General features: G+C 53.2%; 14 protein-coding genes. 11 read left to right on the top strand and 3 right to left on the bottom strand.

Features of this window, described 5'->3' with window-relative positions; all coding sequences use genetic code 11:
• Positions 1-79: 79 nt before the first annotated feature.
• The 9 genes from ACTJKB_RS11935 to ACTJKB_RS11895 all read left to right on the top strand — a co-directional run bounded on the left by ACTJKB_RS11935 (position 80) and on the right by ACTJKB_RS11895 (position 11,341).
• Positions 80-1,099 (top strand): LLM class flavin-dependent oxidoreductase, encoded by a 1,020-nt coding sequence (locus ACTJKB_RS11935; protein WP_440834192.1) that lies wholly within the window; start codon positions 80-82, stop codon positions 1,097-1,099.
• 115 nt (positions 1,100-1,214) lie between these two features.
• A complete protein-coding gene (locus ACTJKB_RS11930) occupies positions 1,215-1,691 on the top strand; it encodes a glutathione peroxidase (RefSeq protein WP_440834191.1) in 477 nt (158 codons plus the stop codon).
• A 242-nt stretch (positions 1,692-1,933) separates the two neighbouring features.
• Positions 1,934-3,574 carry a formate--tetrahydrofolate ligase gene (locus ACTJKB_RS11925; RefSeq protein WP_440834190.1) on the top strand — a complete coding sequence of 547 codons (1,641 nt, stop codon included), beginning with the start codon at positions 1,934-1,936 and terminating at the stop codon, positions 3,572-3,574.
• Between the two features lie 331 nt (positions 3,575-3,905).
• Positions 3,906-5,270, top strand: a complete 1,365-nt coding sequence (locus ACTJKB_RS11920; protein WP_440834188.1) for an FAD-dependent oxidoreductase — start codon at positions 3,906-3,908, stop codon at positions 5,268-5,270.
• Between the two features lie 286 nt (positions 5,271-5,556).
• A complete protein-coding gene (locus ACTJKB_RS11915; protein WP_440834187.1) occupies positions 5,557-6,384 on the top strand; it encodes a formate/nitrite transporter family protein in 828 nt (275 codons plus the stop codon).
• A 275-nt stretch (positions 6,385-6,659) separates the two neighbouring features.
• A complete protein-coding gene (locus ACTJKB_RS11910; protein WP_440834185.1) occupies positions 6,660-8,756 on the top strand; it encodes a molybdopterin-containing oxidoreductase family protein in 2,097 nt (698 codons plus the stop codon).
• A gap of 139 nt (positions 8,757-8,895) precedes the next feature.
• Positions 8,896-10,107: an MFS transporter gene (locus ACTJKB_RS11905; protein WP_440834183.1), complete on the top strand. Its 1,212-nt coding sequence runs from the start codon at positions 8,896-8,898 to the stop codon at positions 10,105-10,107.
• Between the two features lie 78 nt (positions 10,108-10,185).
• On the top strand, positions 10,186-10,716 hold the full coding sequence (locus ACTJKB_RS11900) for an N-acetyltransferase family protein (RefSeq protein ID WP_440834182.1): 531 nt from the start codon (positions 10,186-10,188) through the stop codon (positions 10,714-10,716).
• Complete coding sequence (locus ACTJKB_RS11895) at positions 10,682-11,341, top strand: MOSC domain-containing protein (RefSeq protein WP_440834180.1); 660 nt, start codon at positions 10,682-10,684, stop codon at positions 11,339-11,341. Before ACTJKB_RS11900 ends, ACTJKB_RS11895 begins: the two co-directional genes overlap by 35 nt.
• Before the next feature lie 315 nt (positions 11,342-11,656).
• On the opposite strand, the gene ACTJKB_RS11890 is transcribed toward ACTJKB_RS11895, so the two are convergent.
• The gene (locus ACTJKB_RS11890; RefSeq protein WP_440834178.1) at positions 11,657-12,205 is read right to left on the bottom strand and encodes a GNAT family N-acetyltransferase; all 549 of its coding nucleotides are present in this window, start codon (positions 12,203-12,205) and stop codon (positions 11,657-11,659) included.
• A gap of 27 nt (positions 12,206-12,232) precedes the next feature.
• Positions 12,233-12,478 carry a DUF2164 domain-containing protein gene (locus tag ACTJKB_RS11885; protein WP_440834177.1) on the bottom strand — a complete coding sequence of 82 codons (246 nt, stop codon included), beginning with the start codon at positions 12,476-12,478 and terminating at the stop codon, positions 12,233-12,235.
• A 229-nt stretch (positions 12,479-12,707) separates the two neighbouring features.
• Here ACTJKB_RS11885 and ACTJKB_RS11880 point away from each other — a divergent pair, with 229 nt between their 5' ends.
• Complete coding sequence (locus tag ACTJKB_RS11880) at positions 12,708-14,408, top strand: glutamine--tRNA ligase/YqeY domain fusion protein (protein WP_440834744.1); 1,701 nt, start codon at positions 12,708-12,710, stop codon at positions 14,406-14,408.
• A gap of 277 nt (positions 14,409-14,685) precedes the next feature.
• Here the strand turns inward: ACTJKB_RS11880 and ACTJKB_RS11875 are convergent, their stop codons facing one another.
• Positions 14,686-15,945 carry an MFS transporter gene (locus ACTJKB_RS11875; protein ID WP_440834175.1) on the bottom strand — a complete coding sequence of 420 codons (1,260 nt, stop codon included), beginning with the start codon at positions 15,943-15,945 and terminating at the stop codon, positions 14,686-14,688.
• A 107-nt stretch (positions 15,946-16,052) separates the two neighbouring features.
• Between ACTJKB_RS11875 and mobA the strand changes: the two genes are divergently transcribed.
• The gene (gene mobA, locus ACTJKB_RS11870; RefSeq protein WP_440834174.1) at positions 16,053-16,685 is read left to right on the top strand and encodes a molybdenum cofactor guanylyltransferase; all 633 of its coding nucleotides are present in this window, start codon (positions 16,053-16,055) and stop codon (positions 16,683-16,685) included.
• Positions 16,686-16,707: the final 22 nt, after the last annotated feature.

Here is a 16,707-nt window from a genome sequence, read left to right as displayed (position 1 = left end):
CCGGGATGCTATACTGGAGGAAGCAAATGATAACCAACAGTTTATTCATCCCATTACCTGACTTGGAGATGCTCAGTCTATGAAATTAAGCATTTTGGATCAATCACCGGTCTCTGAGGGTTGCACGCCCGCCGAGGCAATCGCCCAGACCGTAAGCCTTGCCAGAGAGGCTGACAGGCTGGGCTATCACCGTTTCTGGGTCTCCGAGCATCATGCCGCACGCGGACTGGCTGGTTCAAGTCCCGAGGTGCTGATGGCCCATCTGGCTGCAGTAACCTCAACGATCCGCATTGGTTCGGGAGCCGTGCTGCTCCCTCATTACAGCGCGTACAAGGTAGCCGAGAATTTTCGGGTACTCGAAGCGTTATATCCCGGTCGCATCGATCTTGGAGTGGGCAGAGCCGCAGGAGGCGGGGCGCTTGCTGCAAGAGCGCTTCAGGAGAACCGGACAGGAGGGGCGGATCTTTACGAATTGCAGATCAGGGACCTGCTCAGCTATCTGTACGGCGGTCCGGATGCCGCACACCGTTTTGCCGGGCTGGAGACCAGTCCGCAAGTCAGCACAGCACCGGAGCTCTGGCTGCTCGGGTCCAGCAAGGAGAGCGCTGCTCTTGCTGCGAGACTGGGCACCCGCTTCGCCTATGCCAGGTTCATTAATGGTGACGGAGGCGGACAGGCGGTACAGTCCTTTCGGCGAAGCTTCCACCCGTCCTCCGCAGCCACTGCTCCACGGGCGCTGGTGTCGGTGTTTGCCGTCTGTGCCGGAACTTCCGCAGAGGCGGACCGGCTGGCTGCCAGCATGGATTTGTCGCTGGTTCTGCTGGAGAAAGGCCATGTCTCGACAGGCACACCTTCAGTAGAAACCGCTCTGGACTACACCTATACACCGTACGATCGCTTTCGGATTGAGGAGAACCGCAGGCGGACGGTCCTGGGATCGCCGGAGGAGGTGCGGCAGCAGTTTATCGCGCTCATGGAGGAATACTGCTGCGAGGAGATTATGTTCGCCATGCCGATGCATGGCTTTGAGGCTAAGCTGAAATCTCTACGGCTGATTGCCCGCGCCTGCGGATTGTCCCGAACGGAAGGAGATCATTAGCTTGTCCGGGCACATTGCCTATATTTTGTATTCCTCCGGCAATAAGGTAAGATGAAGGATGGCTGTACAGTGCATAGCCGGTTGATCAATCCACGGATGAAGGGAAGGATGCAGAATGTCTATTTACAGTTTTGCCGGGGTGAAACCATCGGGTACGGAAGTACCTTTCAAGGATTATGAAGGCAAGGTGCTGCTGATTGCCAACACGGCCAGCAAATGCGGACTTACACCACAGTACGGTGAATTGCAAAAGCTCTATGAGCAGTACGGAGACCAAGGGCTTGTCGTATTGGGTTTTCCCTGCAACCAATTTGCCGGCCAGGAGCCGGGAACCAGTGAAGAAGCGGAAGAGTTCTGCCAGATTAATTATGGCGTGAAGTTCCCTGTTTTTTCCAAAGTAGATGTGAACGGACCGGATGCCAGTCTGCTCTTTCAGTATTTGAAGGGCCAGCAGCCGGGTGATGGCGAGAGCAGTGACATCCAGTGGAACTTCACCAAATTTCTCGTGGACCGCAGCGGCAATGTGGTAGCCCGTGTGGAGCCGAAGGAATCACCGGAAGGCATGAAGGCACAGATCGAAGCCTTGCTCTAAGATGCGCATTTTTTTCGAATCCTAGCCGCTTAGCTGTCTTTTATAAATTGAATGTATACCTACACCCTCTGAATGACGGCATTTGCTGTGTTTAGGGGGATTTTTCAGTTACGGCTTATGAAAATTATCCTTGACGCTTTTCAAAGACACTGTATTCTTTGAAGAGGAATAGGTAATCATGGGGAATTGCATAAAGGGCATAATGAAGCAGGATAATAACGGTAGGAGGGTCTTAAAAAGGCATGAGGTTAATTACAGAGGTGGCATCGGCAGCAGGGATTCATGAGGAACATCTGGAGCTGTACGGCAAATATAAAAGCAAGCTGTCGCCATCCCTTTGGGATGAGCTTAAGCACAAACAGGACGGAAAGCTGGTGCTGGTTACCGCAGTGAATCCGACCCCGGCAGGCGAAGGCAAAACGCTGACAACGATTGGATTGTCCCAGGCGCTGAATGCGGCGGGAATCAAGACCGTAGCTGCGTTGCGCGAACCATCGCTCGGTCCATGTCTGGGCATGAAAGGCGGAGCAACAGGCGGAGGCAAGGCGCAGATTGTTCCGGCGGACGAGATCAACCTGCATTTCACGGGCGATATACATGCGGTAACTTCGGCGCATAATCTGCTGTCGGCCATGATTGACAATCATATTTTCCAGGGCAATGCGCTGGGTCTTGACCCTCAGCGTATAGTCTGGAAACGTGTAATGGATATGAATGACCGCAGCTTGCGCAGTATTGTGACCGGCCTCGGCGATGGTAACGGTACGGTGCGGGAGAGCGGATTCCAGATCACGACTGCCTCAGAAATTATGGCCGTGCTGTGTCTGTGTGACGATCTTGCCGATCTCAAAAACCGGCTCGGCCGCATGCTGGTCGGATATGACCAGTTGGGGCAGCCGGTGACGGCAAAAGAAATCGGAGCAGTAGAAGCCATGGCTGCGCTGCTGAAGGAAGCCGTGAAGCCTAATCTGGTGCAGACACTGGAAGGTACACCGGTTATCGTGCACGGCGGACCATTTGCCAATATCGCGCACGGCTGCAGCAGCGTAATCGGTACCCGTTATGCCTTGAAGCTGGGTGATGTGGTGGTGACTGAAGCGGGGTTCGGTGCGGATCTGGGCGCTGAGAAGTTCATGGATATCAAATGCCGCCAAGCCGGACTCACTCCCGCGGCAGCTGTGCTGGTAGTGACGGTGAAATCGCTGAAATACAATGGCGGTGTCCGTAAAGATGAGCTGTACACAACCAACCGGGCAGCTTTGCTCTCCGGTATTGCCAACATGGAGCGTCATATTGAGAATTTGGGCAAATTCGGCGTTCCAGTGCTTGTGGCGCTTAATCACTTCGAGGGTGATGCCCCTTCGGAGATTAACGATGTCCTGGAGGCTTGCCGCCGTCTGGGTGTGCCGGCAGCCACTTCCAAAGTATGGGCGGAAGGCAGCGCCGGGGGGCTTGAACTCGCACTGGAGCTGAAGAAGCTCTTGGAACAGGGAGAAGGCGAGCCCTCGGCTTTCGCTCCTTTGTATGAGGACAATCTGGACATTCCGGCCAAAATCAATAAAATCGTTACCGAAATCTACCGCGGAGCTGAAGTGTCCTTCTCGCCGGCAGCGAAGCGCAGCCTGAACATTATAGAGAAGCTCGGTCTGCAGCAGCTTCAGGTTTGTATGGCGAAGACTCCATACTCATTCTCAGACCAGCCAAGACTGCTGGGAGCACCCGAAGGCTTCACCATGGGCGTCCGCGATATTACGTTGTCGCTTGGAGCGGGTTTTGCGGTGGTCATCACCGGCAATATGGTCACTATGCCTGGACTTCCGGCCAAGCCGGCGGCAGAGGGTATACAGGTAGACGAGGATGGCGTTATTAACGGCTTGGAATAAATCAAAGTCATCTTGATTCAAGACTTCAGCCCCCGTATCTCTGCAACTTAAGCAGAAGTATGGGGGCTTTGCTGCGTGACTTGCCGGCTAGACGGTTCCCTGCTCCTTCCTCTTCCCTCCAGACATAATGTACTTGCCCGGGGGGAAACTAATGCGGACGCACCGAGAAATAAGGGGGTTATAAATCCGTATCAAATGTGAACAATGTGAGAAAAATCACAAAAAGGGCTTGTAATGTGAGAAAAATCACAATATAATCAACGCATAAAGTGAAATTAATCACATACAAACACAAATAAATGGAATGCCCAATTTGGAGGAGGAACAAACCATGAAAGTAGCAGTCGTAGGATGTACCCATGCCGGAACCGCGGCAATCGTCAACACCGCCCAGCTTTACCCTGATGCCGAGATTACCGTGTATGAACGCAATGATAATATTTCTTTCCTGTCATGCGGGATCGCGCTTTATGTGGGTGGAGTCATCAAGGACCCGCAGGGGCTGTTCTACTCATCGCCGGAGAAGCTTGCGGAGCTTGGCGTTAAGACGAACATGCGTCACGAAGTTATCGGGATTGATACAGAACGCAAAACACTGCGTGCCCGCAATCTGGCGACAGGCCAGGAATTCGATGACTCCTATGACAAGCTGATCATGACCACCGGCTCATGGCCGATTGTTCCCAAGCTGGAGGGCATGGAGCTTGACGGTATTCTCCTCTCCAAGAACTACAATCATTCCAACACCATCATCGAAAGAGCACAGCAGGTGGACAGAATCACTGTTGTCGGCGCCGGGTATATCGGAGTTGAGCTGGTGGAGGCATTTCAAATGAACGGCAAGCAGGTTACGCTGATTGACGGCGAGGACCGTATCCTGAGCAAATATCTGGATGAAGAATTCACCACGCCTATCCAAAAATCGCTGGAGGATCACGGAATCACTCTTGCACTCGGCGAGAAGGTTAGCTCGTTTGCAGGAGAGAATGGCAAAGTGACCAAGGTGATCACCAGCAAAGGCGAGCATGAGACAGATCTGGTTATCCTTTGTATCGGATTCCGTCCGAATACCGAACTGCTGAAGGGTAAAGTGGATATGCTGCCTAACGGCGCAATTATTGTCAACGACTATATGCAGACCAGCCTTCCGGACATCTATGCTGCTGGTGACAGCTGTGCAATTCATTATAATCCAACCGGCAAACATGCTTACATTCCGCTGGCCACCAACGCTGTACGCATGGGAACGCTGGTAGCCCGCAATCTGGTATCGCAGACGATTCCATACATGGGTACACAGGGAACCTCGGGAATTAAGATTTATGAAGATAATATTGCCGGAACCGGGCTGACAGAGGATGCCGCTATTGCAGAAGGTATGGATATCGAGAGTGTACTGTTGACTGACAACTATCGTCCTGAGTTCATGCCAACCTTCGAGCAGGTGCAGCTAAAAGTGGTCTTTGACCGCTCGACCCGCCGCATTCTCGGCGCACAGATCATGTCCAAGATGGATCTGACGCAGTCGATCAATACCGTGTCGGTGTGCATCCAGAATAAAATGACTGTTGATCAGCTGGCCTTCATCGATTTCTTCTTCCAACCGCACTACAACAAACCTTGGAATTTCTTGAATACTGCGGGACTTCAAGCCCTGCCTACAGCAGTTGCCCGCAAGGAAATTGTAACAGTCTAAACCTTAGGCCATCCCCATTAGCCGGTGCCGATTTTGTGGCTCCGGCTTTTTGCTGTGCTCCGGCATTTTTGGAGAAACGGACGCCGACTTCTTCAGGAAAGGGTGAATCCGTTTCTTTTTACATAAAAATATTCCCCAGCGGATGCTTATGTGGTAAATTTGACATGTCAGTGAAAACTTTCACTTAGTTTTTGCAAGAGTGATATTTATCACGTAAATGTGTTAGTTGACACGCTACAATGGCATAAAGGAACAAATTTTAAGTAATTAGAAGGGGATAGGAATCATGGCTTATAACAAACCACAGGGGATTGCCGAAGTCACGGTAGAGAACGGAATTAAGAAGGCACATAATCCACTCAGTTCCGTACTTATTCTAGGCTTCTTGGGGGGAGCGTTCATCGCGCTCGGATTTTTGCTGGACATTCGCGTTATCGCAGGCGCACCGAAGGAATGGGGCTCTATCGCTAACTTTATCGGTGCTTCCGTGTTCCCGGTAGGTCTGATCCTGGTGCTGCTGGCCGGAGGGGAACTGCTGACCGGTAATATGATGGCTGTGCCGCTGGCTTTTATGGCGAAGAAGATTTCGCTATGGGAAATGTTCAAGAATCTGGTGCTGATTACAATCAGTAATTTCGCCGGTGCCTTGTTCGTCGCTTATTTCTTCGGCCACGTTGTTGGCCTCACTGCAGATGGCGTGTATCTGGATAAACTGGTGGATATGGCCGGACACAAGATTGATGCCACCTTCCTGCAGGCCTTTGTTTCCGGTATCGGTTGTAACTGGCTCGTTGCTCTAGCGGTATGGCTCTCTTACGGAGCGGATAATTTCAGCGGTAAAATCCTCGGGATCTGGTTTCCGACCATGGCGTTTGTAGCTATCGGCTTCCAGCACGTTGTAGCTAATATGTTCCTTATCCCTGCTGCTATTTTTGAAGGTCACTTTACCTGGTCCCAGTATTTCGGCAATTTCGCTCCGGTCTGGCTGGGCAACCTCACAGGCGGCGCCATCTTTGTCGCTTTCGCATACTGGATGGCTTACCTGCGCAAAGCGCCAGCAGCTGTTCAATCGGTGGAAGGTATTTCTGCTGCCGGTGTGAAAAAACACGCATAAAATACTTCCGTTCTGCATGGCCGGACGGTTATATCGACACTCCCCGAATGTTTCGGGGAGTGTTTTTTGTATCTTAGGCAACACAAAATTCGCCGTGCATATCCGACTCGGGGGAACGAAATCGGGATCACGGCGAATTCATAGGGAGTGTTTCATATGCTCTATTACCCTGGCATAGTTGGAACGAATCAGTTTGTTTTCGCCTATTTTCTTTACGTGGAACAGGTGCGGTTATAGAATATACATATTCAAGTGACAAGGGGGGACTAACGCCCATGAGTTACAGCGGAGATGGGATTTTTCCGGCGGTATGTCCGCTGGATTGCCCCGACACATGCGGACTTCTAGTGCATAAGCAGGATGGTAAAATCATAAAAGTGGAAGGCAACCCCGAGCATCCGGTGACCAAAGGGGCGATCTGCAACAAGGTACGACATATGGCGGAACGGGTGCACCACCCCGAACGTCTGTTGCAGCCTCTGCGTCGTACAGGACCGAAAGGGAGCGGTTCTTTTACACCGATCAGCTGGGAAGAGGCCATCGGCGAAATCGCCGGCCGTTTCAAGGAACTGTCCGGTACCTATGGGCCGGAAAGCATTCTTCCGTACAGCTTCTATGGCAATATGGGTGTGCTCAGTGTGGACGGGATGGACCGGAGATTTTTTAATGCGCTCGGTGCAAGTCGTCTGGAGCAGGGCATTTGCAGTGCGGCAGGCACTGCTGGCTGGAAATATACGATGGGATTCAATGGCGGGACAAGCCCCGAGGATACGGTCAATGCCGATCTGATTATTGTCTGGGGCGGCAACATTGTCAGCACGAACATGCATCAGGTCGTCTATGCCGAGCAGGCCCGCAAACGGGGGGCGAAGGTGGTTGTGATCGATGTGCACCGCAACCGTACGGCGCAGTGGGCAGACTGGTTCCTGCCGCTGTATCCCGGCACAGATACAGCCCTCGCACTCGGGATGATGCATGTCCTGTTCAGGGATGGCATGACGAATGAAGCATTTATGGAGCGTTATACAACCGGACACACGGAGCTGCGCGAGCATGTGCTTGCGTACCCGCCTGAACGGGTCGCAGAGATTACTGGCATTGCGGCGGCAGATATCGAGAAGCTGGCCAAGCTATACGGCGAAGCTAAGGTATCACATATCCACATCGGCAATGGCCTGCAGCACCACGATAATGGGGGTATGAATGTGCGCACGATTGCTTGTCTTCCGGCACTTACAGGTGCTTGGCTGAAGACCGGAGGCGGAGCGATCAAGTCAAACGGGGGCTATACCGCAACGAATGCCCGCGCACTGACGCGTCCTGATCTGCGTCCAAACCGCGGGACGCGCACGATCAACATGAACCGGATCGGTGAAGCGCTGGAGATGAAAGAGCAGCCGGTAATGGGCATGTTCGTCTACTGCTGCAATCCTGTAGTGGTGGCTCCCGATGCGGATCGTGTGCGCAAGGGATTTGCCCGCGAGGATTTGTTCACAGTAGTGCATGATCTGTTTATGACCGACACGGCTCTCTATGCCGATATCCTATTGCCTGCAACCTCCACGTTTGAGAATGTGGATCTGTACGGATCGTATTGGCATCATTATATGCAGCTTCAGGAGCCTGTGCTGGATGCGCCGGGCGAATGCAAGAGCAATATGGAGGTCTTCTCGCTGCTTGGCCGGGCGATGGGCTTTGATGCAGCAGCTTTCAGCGATTCCGAATATGATATGATCCGTCAGGCGCTGGATTATCCGCGCAATCCCTATATGAACGGGGTCACGCTGGAGCGGCTGGCGGTTGAACGGTTCGTGAAGCTGGATATGTCGCCGCAGGCGGATTATTTGGAACAACTGCCGACACCATCCGGCAGAATCGAGCTCTATTCCAAGGCCATGGAGCTGGCGGGGCTGCCTCCGCTGCCAACATACATGCCGCTGAAGGAAGGCTATGACGGTCAGCGGCTACCTCAGCCGGGGACGCCGTATCCCCTGATGTTCGTTTCGCCGCCGAACCATAATTTCCTGAATTCCACCTTCTCCAATGTGGAGAAGCACCAGCGCATGGAGAAGCGGCCGACGTTGCAGATTCATCCCGTAGATGCGGCGGCAAGAGGCATTGCAGACGGCGACGAACTGACCGTGTATAACGGCAGAGGCGCTATTGAGCTGTGGGCAATGGTAACGGACAAGATGCTTCCGGGCACCGTGATCAGCCAAGGGCTGTGGTGGGAAGGCAAGGGACGCAGACAGAGGGTTAACGTGCTGACACCGGACCGGCTGAGTGATATGGGCAATGGGGCCACTTTTTTCTCAGCAACGGTAGAAGTGAAGCGAAGCGGGGAAGCGCAGCCTGCAGGAGAATCTGTGTAATTTGAAAGGAAATTGAATGGAAAGTGTTTGCTCAGGTGACGCGCCAATGCGTCAGTTCATATGCTTGCTCTTGACCCTGTTTTGGGATGATACTGGATGGATTAATGACACATAGTTAACAGGGGATGAAAGACAAAATATGAAGTTTTTGCAAGGATATCCTAAGGAAGTCAAAGTATTTCTCATTGCCAGCTTGATCAACGCAACCGGCAGCGCGCTCATGTGGCCGCTTGTGACCATGTATGTATACGATGAGCTCGGCCGCAGTATGAAAGATGCCGGTATCGTACTGCTTGTTCAGGCACTCGGCGGGATTGCCGGCCAGCTGCTGGGTGGCTCTCTCTATCATAAGGTCGGCGTTAACCGCCTGATTGTGGGGGCTCTCGCCTTGACTGCCTTGTCCTTATTCTTCATTCCTGCGGCAAGCAGCAACTGGCATTTGTTCATCGTCTTGATGGGATTATTCGGATTATTCAACTCGCTGTCTCTGCCGGCAATCCAGGCATTTGTCGGATTCCGCTTTGCCGAGCAGCGTGCGGAGCTGTTTAACATCATCTATGTTTGTAATAATATAGGAGTAGCCATCGGAACGTCACTTAGCGGCTTTCTGGGCAATTATATGCTTAGTTTTGTACTGAACGGAGTGACCTCGGCGGTGTTTGCCGTATTTTTCTTTTTTTATTTGCGCAAGGTGGGAACAGCATCACCGGATGAGCAGCACCTGAGAAAACAACCTCAGCATGAACAATCCGGCTGGAGGCTTATGGGCCACACGCGGATTTATCTGTTCATGGCCATTGGTTCGATGTTTCTGCTGATCGGGAATTCGATCTGGAATGCCGGCGTATCACCGTTCATTATCTCGGAAGGCTGGCCGAAGCAGACCTACGGCTTCCTGTGGACGCTGAACGGAATTCTGATCTTCGCCGCGCAGCCGCTGGTCAGCCTGATCAAACGCTGGTTCGCGGCAACCTCAACGGCGCAAATGACAGCAAGTGCCGTGTTCTATCTGGCCGGCTATGCAGTGATCCTGCTTATGCCAAGCTATCCGGGCCTGCTGCTGGCGATGGTGCTGGCTACACTTGGAGAGATGCTGATCTCCCCTGCCATGCCTTCGTTCATCTCAGACCATTCCGGCCACAGTGCACCATTCTACCTGGGGCTCAGTGGTGGAATCGGCGCGGTTGGCAGAGTGATCGGGCCTTATCTGCTGGGCGTCCAGTTTGATAGCGGAGGACTTGCGCCGACGGGGTGGCTGGCCTGCGGGATGGCTGTTCTGTCGGTTGGGTTCTTTGGATTCCATGCATACATCAACCGCATGTCCCGTACACTGGAACGGGATGCGGCATAAATCTGCAAGTGGGAATCCGTCATTGAACACGGTAGCCCGTTTCCGGGTGAATAGAGTAAGGCAAGGGGTGTAAAAGCGATGCAACAACTGAACAGGGATGCCTTTACAATCCGGCCCTCGGAAATCAAGGATGCCCGGGAGCTGATTGTTCTTGATAATATGATCTGGACCGAGGATACAACACCCGGACCGTTAATGTGGCGCTCGCGCGAGGATTATCTGATGCATGCCCCTCCCGGTTCGCAGCTGGTGGCTCTGCAGGATGGAGAATTGTGCGGCTATGTTGGCTTTGGTTGTCCCAGCGGTATGGAGAGTAACCGCCATGTGTGTGAGGTCAATATCGCCGTTCACCCCCGTTTTCAGAGACAGGGTATTGGGCGCGAGCTGATCCAGGCGATCAAAAGCCATGCGGCAGAGAATGGAATTCGCAAATTGCGGCTGCGTGTGCTGTCCTGTAACGAACCTGCGCTTGCATTTTACCGCAAATGCGGGTTCGTGGAAGAAGGCCGTCTCCATGAGGAGTTCTATCTCCGCGGACGTTATGTAGATGAAGTCTTTATGAGCTGCAAGCTGATTGGAGGGAATACGAATGGAAGTCATTTCGCTTAATGTAGGCAAGCCCAAGACCGTGGATTACAGGGGCAAACCGCTGGAAACAGGCATTTACAAACTGCCGGCAGCCGGTAGGATGCAGCTTCATTCGGAAGGGTTCGACGGAGACGGACAAGCGGACCTTGTGAATCACGGCGGTCCCGATAAGGCAGTGTGCGTGTATCCCTTTGAGCATTATGCTTATTGGGAGGAGTGGCTGGGCAAGAAGCTGGAGTATTCTGCGTTTGGCGAAAATATCACAGCCAGCGGCCTGCTGGAGACGGAGGTCTGCATCGGCGATGTGTACGAGATGGGTTCGGCTCTGCTGCAGGTTAGCCAGCCGCGTTTTCCGTGCTACAAGCTGGCGCAAAAACACGGACCCGCCGATATGCCGGCCCAGGTGTTGAAAACCGGATACAGCGGCTTCTACTTCCGTGTACTACGTGAGGGTCAGGTGGCCGCTGGCGACCCAATCATCAAACGGGAAAACGGCGAGGGCAGCTTTCCCGTCAAGCAGGTGCTCTATCTCATGGAGCACGGACGCAAGGTCAAGACTGGTTTGGCAGAGCTTGCCCGGCTGGAGACCCTGTCTGCTGTGACGCGGGCGAAATTCCAGGGCTGGCTGGATGCGGAGGAGAGCTAGAGCGTCCGTGCTGTTATTGCCGGAGCTTAAGACGAATGTCCGGCTTTAATCATGCACGGCGTATGCAAGGATTCCGTCCATACGGTTTAATATTTGAAAAGTGTCCAGGCAGATCAAACCCCCGGGGGAATCCTCCGGGGGTTTGGGTATTGCAGTTAGGTTCAAACCCAAGCATAGGCCTTTCATTCCAACGAGCTTGCACCTTCCGTACCGCGTACTGAAGCACCAAACCTGCTCTTTCCGCATCACGTACTGTATCAGGACACCTATACTTTCCGTACTGCTTTCCGTCCTAGCAGCCTCCACTCCACTTTCTCACCCCAGCAGCTTCCACTCACTGCGCAGCAGGCCATAGACAGCGTGGTTCACATAGCCGGCCGGGAGCTTCTCCGCCTGGCGGATGACTCCCTCGAATATGAAGCTCAGCCGTTCAGGTATGGCCCGGCTTGCCCGGTTTCCGGTGGCACAGCGGATTTCGACGCGGTTCAGATCCATTTCGAGCAGTGCGTAATCCACGAGGACCCGGCAGGCGCTGGTCATGTAGCCTTTGCCTTCATAGCCTTCGCCGAGCCAGTAACCGATGCCGACCGAGCGGTTGTGCCAGTCAATCTCGTGGTATCCGATGATACCGGCCAGCTCGCCCCGGACCCACAGTCCGGCGGAGAAACCGCCGTTCTCACTGGCCTGCTTTACGGAATTTTTGATAAATGTCTCCAGATGAGCCTGCTCCGTCACCCCGTCAACCCAAGGCAGCCACTGTCTGAGGCGGGTGCGCGAGCGCTCCACCAGCGCGAACATGTGGCGTGCATGCTCAGGCATCAGCAGCTTCAGCGTAAGCTCTTCATCAATGACATAATTGAACATGAGGCTACCCCCTCTGCGGCACAAGGATTAGCGTTTCTTCCATTCCAATGCGTAAATGTCTTCCTCCAGCGATTGCATCCGCTCACCTACCAGTGTGCGGCAGTCGCCCAGTGCTCCGTTATAAATCGCCGGGCCCAGCTCCTGCAGGAAGAATTCCAGCAGGCTGTCCGCCGCCAGATGACCGATAGTTTCACCGCGCTCGGCCTCGAAGTAGGCCTGGATATTCCCGGTAATGATCTCCCGCTGTTCTTTGGGCAGCTTGATCGGCTTCATGAATGAGTCCCCCTCTATTAGATTTACAGATATATACACCCATAATCCTCATGCTACTCCATAGCTGTGAAATAAGTCAAAGCACCCCGTAAAAACAGGCCTCTGAAGCTGGACCTCCCAGCCGTTTCTTCTTGACTTTTATTGAACATTCCCCGGTTAACGGGTATATTAGTAGGAAACATGTTCATACAAGGAAGTAGTAATATTACAGAATGAAAGGTTGATAACTGTGGAGAACCGTGGAACACCCTCCAATTTCATCAAGAATGTCATTACCGAAGATCTGAGCTCGGGAAAAGTGAAGGAAGTGGTCACCCGCTTCCCGCCGGAACCGAACGGTTATTTACATATCGGGCATGCCAAAGCGATCTGGATTAATTTTACCCTGGCTGATGAATTCGGCGGCAAGACCCACCTGAGATTCGACGACACCAATCCGCTCAAAGAGGATACGGAATACGTGAACTCTATTCAGGAGGATGTGAAGTGGCTCGGCTATGAATGGGAAGAGCTGCGTTTTGCTTCGGATTACTTCGGGGAAATGTACGAAAGAGCAGAGCTGCTGATTCAAAAAGGCAAAGCTTACGTGGACGACCTTACAGCTGAGCAAATCCGTGAGCATCGGGGTACGCTGACCGAGCCGGGAGTGAACAGCCCGTACCGGGAGCGCGGAATCGAAGAGAACCTGGATCTGTTCCGCCGCATGCGGGCAGGGGAATTCAAGGATGGCGAAAAGGTGCTGCGCGCCAAAATCGACATGTCCGCCCCTAACATCAACCTGCGCGACCCGGTCATTTACCGGATTTCCCATTCTCATCATCATAATACGGGCGATGCATGGTGCATCTATCCGATGTACACCTTTGCGCATCCGCTTGAGGATGCTATTGAGCATGTGACACATTCGCTCTGCTCCCTGGAGTTTGAGGACCAGCGGCCATTCTACGACTGGGTGGTAGCCGAATGCGAAATGCCGGCTTCCCCGCATCAATACGAATTCGGGCGCCTTAATCTCGCCCAGACGGTCACGAGTAAGCGCAAGCTGAAGCTGCTGGTGGATGAAGGCCATGTTGACGGCTGGGACGATCCGCGCATGCCGACGATCTCCGGGCTCCGCCGCCGTGGATATACGCCGGAAGCGATCCGCAGCTTTGTGCATGAGACTGGTATTTCTAAGAGCCAGGGTCTGGTGGACCTGCAAATGCTGGAGCACTTCATCCGTGAGGATCTCAAGCTGACGGTACCACGGACCATGTCGGTGCTGCGGCCACTGAAGGTGGTCATTACCAACTATCCTGAAGGCCAAACAGAATGGTTCGAAATTGAGAACAATGTGGAGAATGAGGCCATGGGCACCCGCCAAATTCCGTTCTCCCGTGAGATCTATATTGAGCGTGACGACTTCATGGAGAACCCGCCGAACAAGTATTTCCGTCTGTTCCCCGGCAATGAAGTGCGCCTGAAGAATGCTTATTTCATCAAATGTACGGATTTCATCAAGGATGAGAACGGCGAAGTTGTCGAGCTGCATTGTACGTACGACCCGGAAACCAAGAGCGGCAGCGGCTTCACCGGCCGGAAGGTAAAGGGAACGCTGCACTGGGTGGATGCCAGCCAAGCTGTGCCGGCAGAATTCCGCCTCTACGAGCCACTGATTTCCGCCGAGGAGGCGGACCAGGAGGCTGAAGTCGAAGGCATGGAGTCTTCCGCCGACAAGCCGGAACCAACCTTCCTGGATCAGTTGAATCCGAAATCTATCGAGATCCTCCATGGCTTTGTGGAGCCGGGGCTGAAGGACAGTGTAGCGCAGGACAAGTTCCAGTTCTTCCGTCATGGATACTTCAACGTGGACAGCAAATATTCGGCACCGGATCACCTGGTATTCAATCTTATCGTTTCCCTCAAAAGCTCGTTCCAGCCTGCCAAATAAGGCTGAAGCATCTGCAATGCCGCAAGGGGGTGCCTGGAGTCATGAAATGACGGGGGAGCCCCTTTGCTTTGGGGCGGAAGGGCGGAATCAAAGGTAGAAATACCTTTGAATGAGCCAAACAGGTGAAGTAGAGCCGAATCAAAGGTAGAAATACCTTTGGATGAGCAGGAGCAGCAGTTGACTAAAAATAAAAAGCAGCGATCATCCAGCCAAGGGACTGGATGATCGCTGCTTTTCTGATTTTTACGGCCTGAGACTCAGGCTTCAACTTTTTAGTTCAAAGATCTTCTAGTTCTTCGTCCGGATGCCCGCCGTGAGGATGATAGCCCCCGCGGCTGACAAGCAGCCACATCGCGCCGAATCCCAGGGTTCCGATCAGCGTCAGAAAGACGCTGGATTGGTACATGTTCTGTGCGCCAAGATACTGGTATAGCCAGCCGCCGAGAACACCGCCCATAATCCCGGAGAGGCCGCTCCAGGTCAGGGTATACAGCGCTTGTCCCGAGGAACGGTAAGGTTTCGGAACCAGCAGCATGGTCAGCCGGGTGCCGACAAAGAAGAACCCCCCGAATGTAACGCAATGCAGGATTTGTATAAAGGCCACTTGCAGCGGTGTAGTCGCATCGGCCATTAGCCACCAGCGCAGGACGAACAGGGCGCTGACCAGCGCCAGCCAGCCGAGCAGTACCGGTATGCTGCGTTTCAGGTAACGGTCGCACAACAGCAGAACAGCCACCTCCAGAATCGAGGAGAGGAACACGGCCAGACCGATCATGGTTTTGCTGCCCCCAAGCTCCGTGATATACAGGGACACGAAGGTGTTGTTCATCGTATTGGGGATCGAGACTAGAATTCCGAAGAAGATGAAGCTCAGAAAAAACGGATGATAAAAGATCTGCCCGAAACCCTTGAATGGCATCGGCGCAATGCCGATGGAATGATCGAGCCTGGGCAGGACAATCAGAGAGATCATGGCTGCACAGAGCAGCGCCGCAAATAGGTAGGACAGCACGGACACCCCGCCCCAATCGATTACCGGCCCGGCCAGAATAGCCGTAAACGCCCAACCCAGCGATCCCCACAGCCGGAAAGAGCTGAAGCGGTGCCTTGTACCGTCAATGTAGCTCAGAATCATGGTGTTGCTCTCGGCAAACAGCGGACCCTGGAAGAAATAAAAGAACAGTATGGAGACATAGATCATTTCATATGTATTTGCCTGAAACACAACCTGGGATAACACCAGCGTCCCTGTCAGCATCAGCAGAACAATCCGGCGGATATTCTGATACCGGTCTGTCCAAATGCCCCAGAAGGGATTGGCAATAATGGAGACAAGCGCCCCAACAGACATTAAACTCCCGATCTCCAGCTTGTTCATACCCACTTCCTGCAGGTATAGTGGAAAGAAGCTGGTGAAGAGGACGATTGTCCCATATAAGAAGAAGTTGTACCACTTCAATGAGGTGAAGGAAAACTGCTTATCAAGGTTCTCCCGCAAAATTGGGCACTCCTTTCCTGCCAGATGCCTTTCATTCATTCACAACAGCCTTGAAGAGGCTGCTTCTACCACTGTAACACTTGTTGAAAAGGGATACAAACCTGCGTTAAAATCATTGCCAAATCCATGGAATAGTGAGGATATATATGGGAATTACAGGAGTGATTTTGGCTGGAGGACGCTCCCGGCGTATGGGAGCCGACAAAGCGCTGCTTATGCTGGAGGGACAGCCGCTGATCGCTTACAGCGCAGCCAGGTTATCCTCCATAACGGATCATGTAGTCATTGCTTGCGGTGAAGAAGAACGGGGGGCTTACCGCATGTTTCACCTGCCGTTGATCCCGGATATCTATCCGGGACTCGGGCCGCTGGCCGGGCTGCATGCCGCACTTCAGGGATCGCATACGGAATGGGTAGCTGTACTGGCCTGTGACCTGCCTTTTGCTTCGGAAGGGCTGTTCTTGCATATGCTGGAGATTGCGTACGGAGGGGGGGATATACAGGCCGTTGTTCCTGTAACCTCCGAAGGCCGAGTTCAGCCGCTGCTCGCGCTCTATAACCGGAGCATCCTCCCTATTCTGGAGAAATTCCTGTCGCGGCGGCAACTGCGGGTAATGGAGTTCCTGGATGTACTTGATGTTCATTATGTCCGGGACAGTGATTATGAGGAAGGCCCCCGAACACATGCGTTTTCCCTGATGAACATGAACACACCGGAGGACTATGCTGCCGCCGTCAAGCTGGCCTCGCTTCACCCGGATGATTCTTCTGTACAATAGTCAGCCGTTTAACTTCAGTTTA

This window comes from Paenibacillus sp. 22594, from assembly GCF_052044425.1.
Taxonomy (GTDB): Bacteria; Bacillota; Bacilli; order Paenibacillales; family Paenibacillaceae; genus Paenibacillus_AQ.
The sequence above is the reverse complement of the archived record's forward strand: the minus strand, read 5'-3'. Positions and strand labels throughout refer to the sequence as shown.

What these genes read in the sequence shown, in the direction of transcription:
- ACTJKB_RS11930 (WP_440834191.1), top strand. Translation starts at nt 1,215, where the DNA reads ATGTCTATTTACAGTTTTGCCGGGGTGAAACCATCGGGTACGGAAGTA.
- ACTJKB_RS11935 (WP_440834192.1), top strand. Translation starts at nt 80, where the DNA reads ATGAAATTAAGCATTTTGGATCAATCACCGGTCTCTGAGGGTTGCACG.
- ACTJKB_RS11900 (WP_440834182.1), top strand. Translation starts at nt 10,186, where the DNA reads ATGCAACAACTGAACAGGGATGCCTTTACAATCCGGCCCTCGGAAATC.
- ACTJKB_RS11910 (WP_440834185.1), top strand. Translation starts at nt 6,660, where the DNA reads ATGAGTTACAGCGGAGATGGGATTTTTCCGGCGGTATGTCCGCTGGAT.
- ACTJKB_RS11875 (WP_440834175.1), bottom strand. Translation starts at nt 15,945, where the DNA reads ATGAATGAAAGGCATCTGGCAGGAAAGGAGTGCCCAATTTTGCGGGAG.
- ACTJKB_RS11925 (WP_440834190.1), top strand. Translation starts at nt 1,934, where the DNA reads ATGAGGTTAATTACAGAGGTGGCATCGGCAGCAGGGATTCATGAGGAA.
- ACTJKB_RS11905 (WP_440834183.1), top strand. Translation starts at nt 8,896, where the DNA reads ATGAAGTTTTTGCAAGGATATCCTAAGGAAGTCAAAGTATTTCTCATT.
- ACTJKB_RS11890 (WP_440834178.1), bottom strand. Translation starts at nt 12,205, where the DNA reads ATGTTCAATTATGTCATTGATGAAGAGCTTACGCTGAAGCTGCTGATG.
- ACTJKB_RS11920 (WP_440834188.1), top strand. Translation starts at nt 3,906, where the DNA reads ATGAAAGTAGCAGTCGTAGGATGTACCCATGCCGGAACCGCGGCAATC.
- mobA (WP_440834174.1), top strand. Translation starts at nt 16,053, where the DNA reads ATGGGAATTACAGGAGTGATTTTGGCTGGAGGACGCTCCCGGCGTATG.
- ACTJKB_RS11885 (WP_440834177.1), bottom strand. Translation starts at nt 12,478, where the DNA reads ATGAAGCCGATCAAGCTGCCCAAAGAACAGCGGGAGATCATTACCGGG.
- ACTJKB_RS11915 (WP_440834187.1), top strand. Translation starts at nt 5,557, where the DNA reads ATGGCTTATAACAAACCACAGGGGATTGCCGAAGTCACGGTAGAGAAC.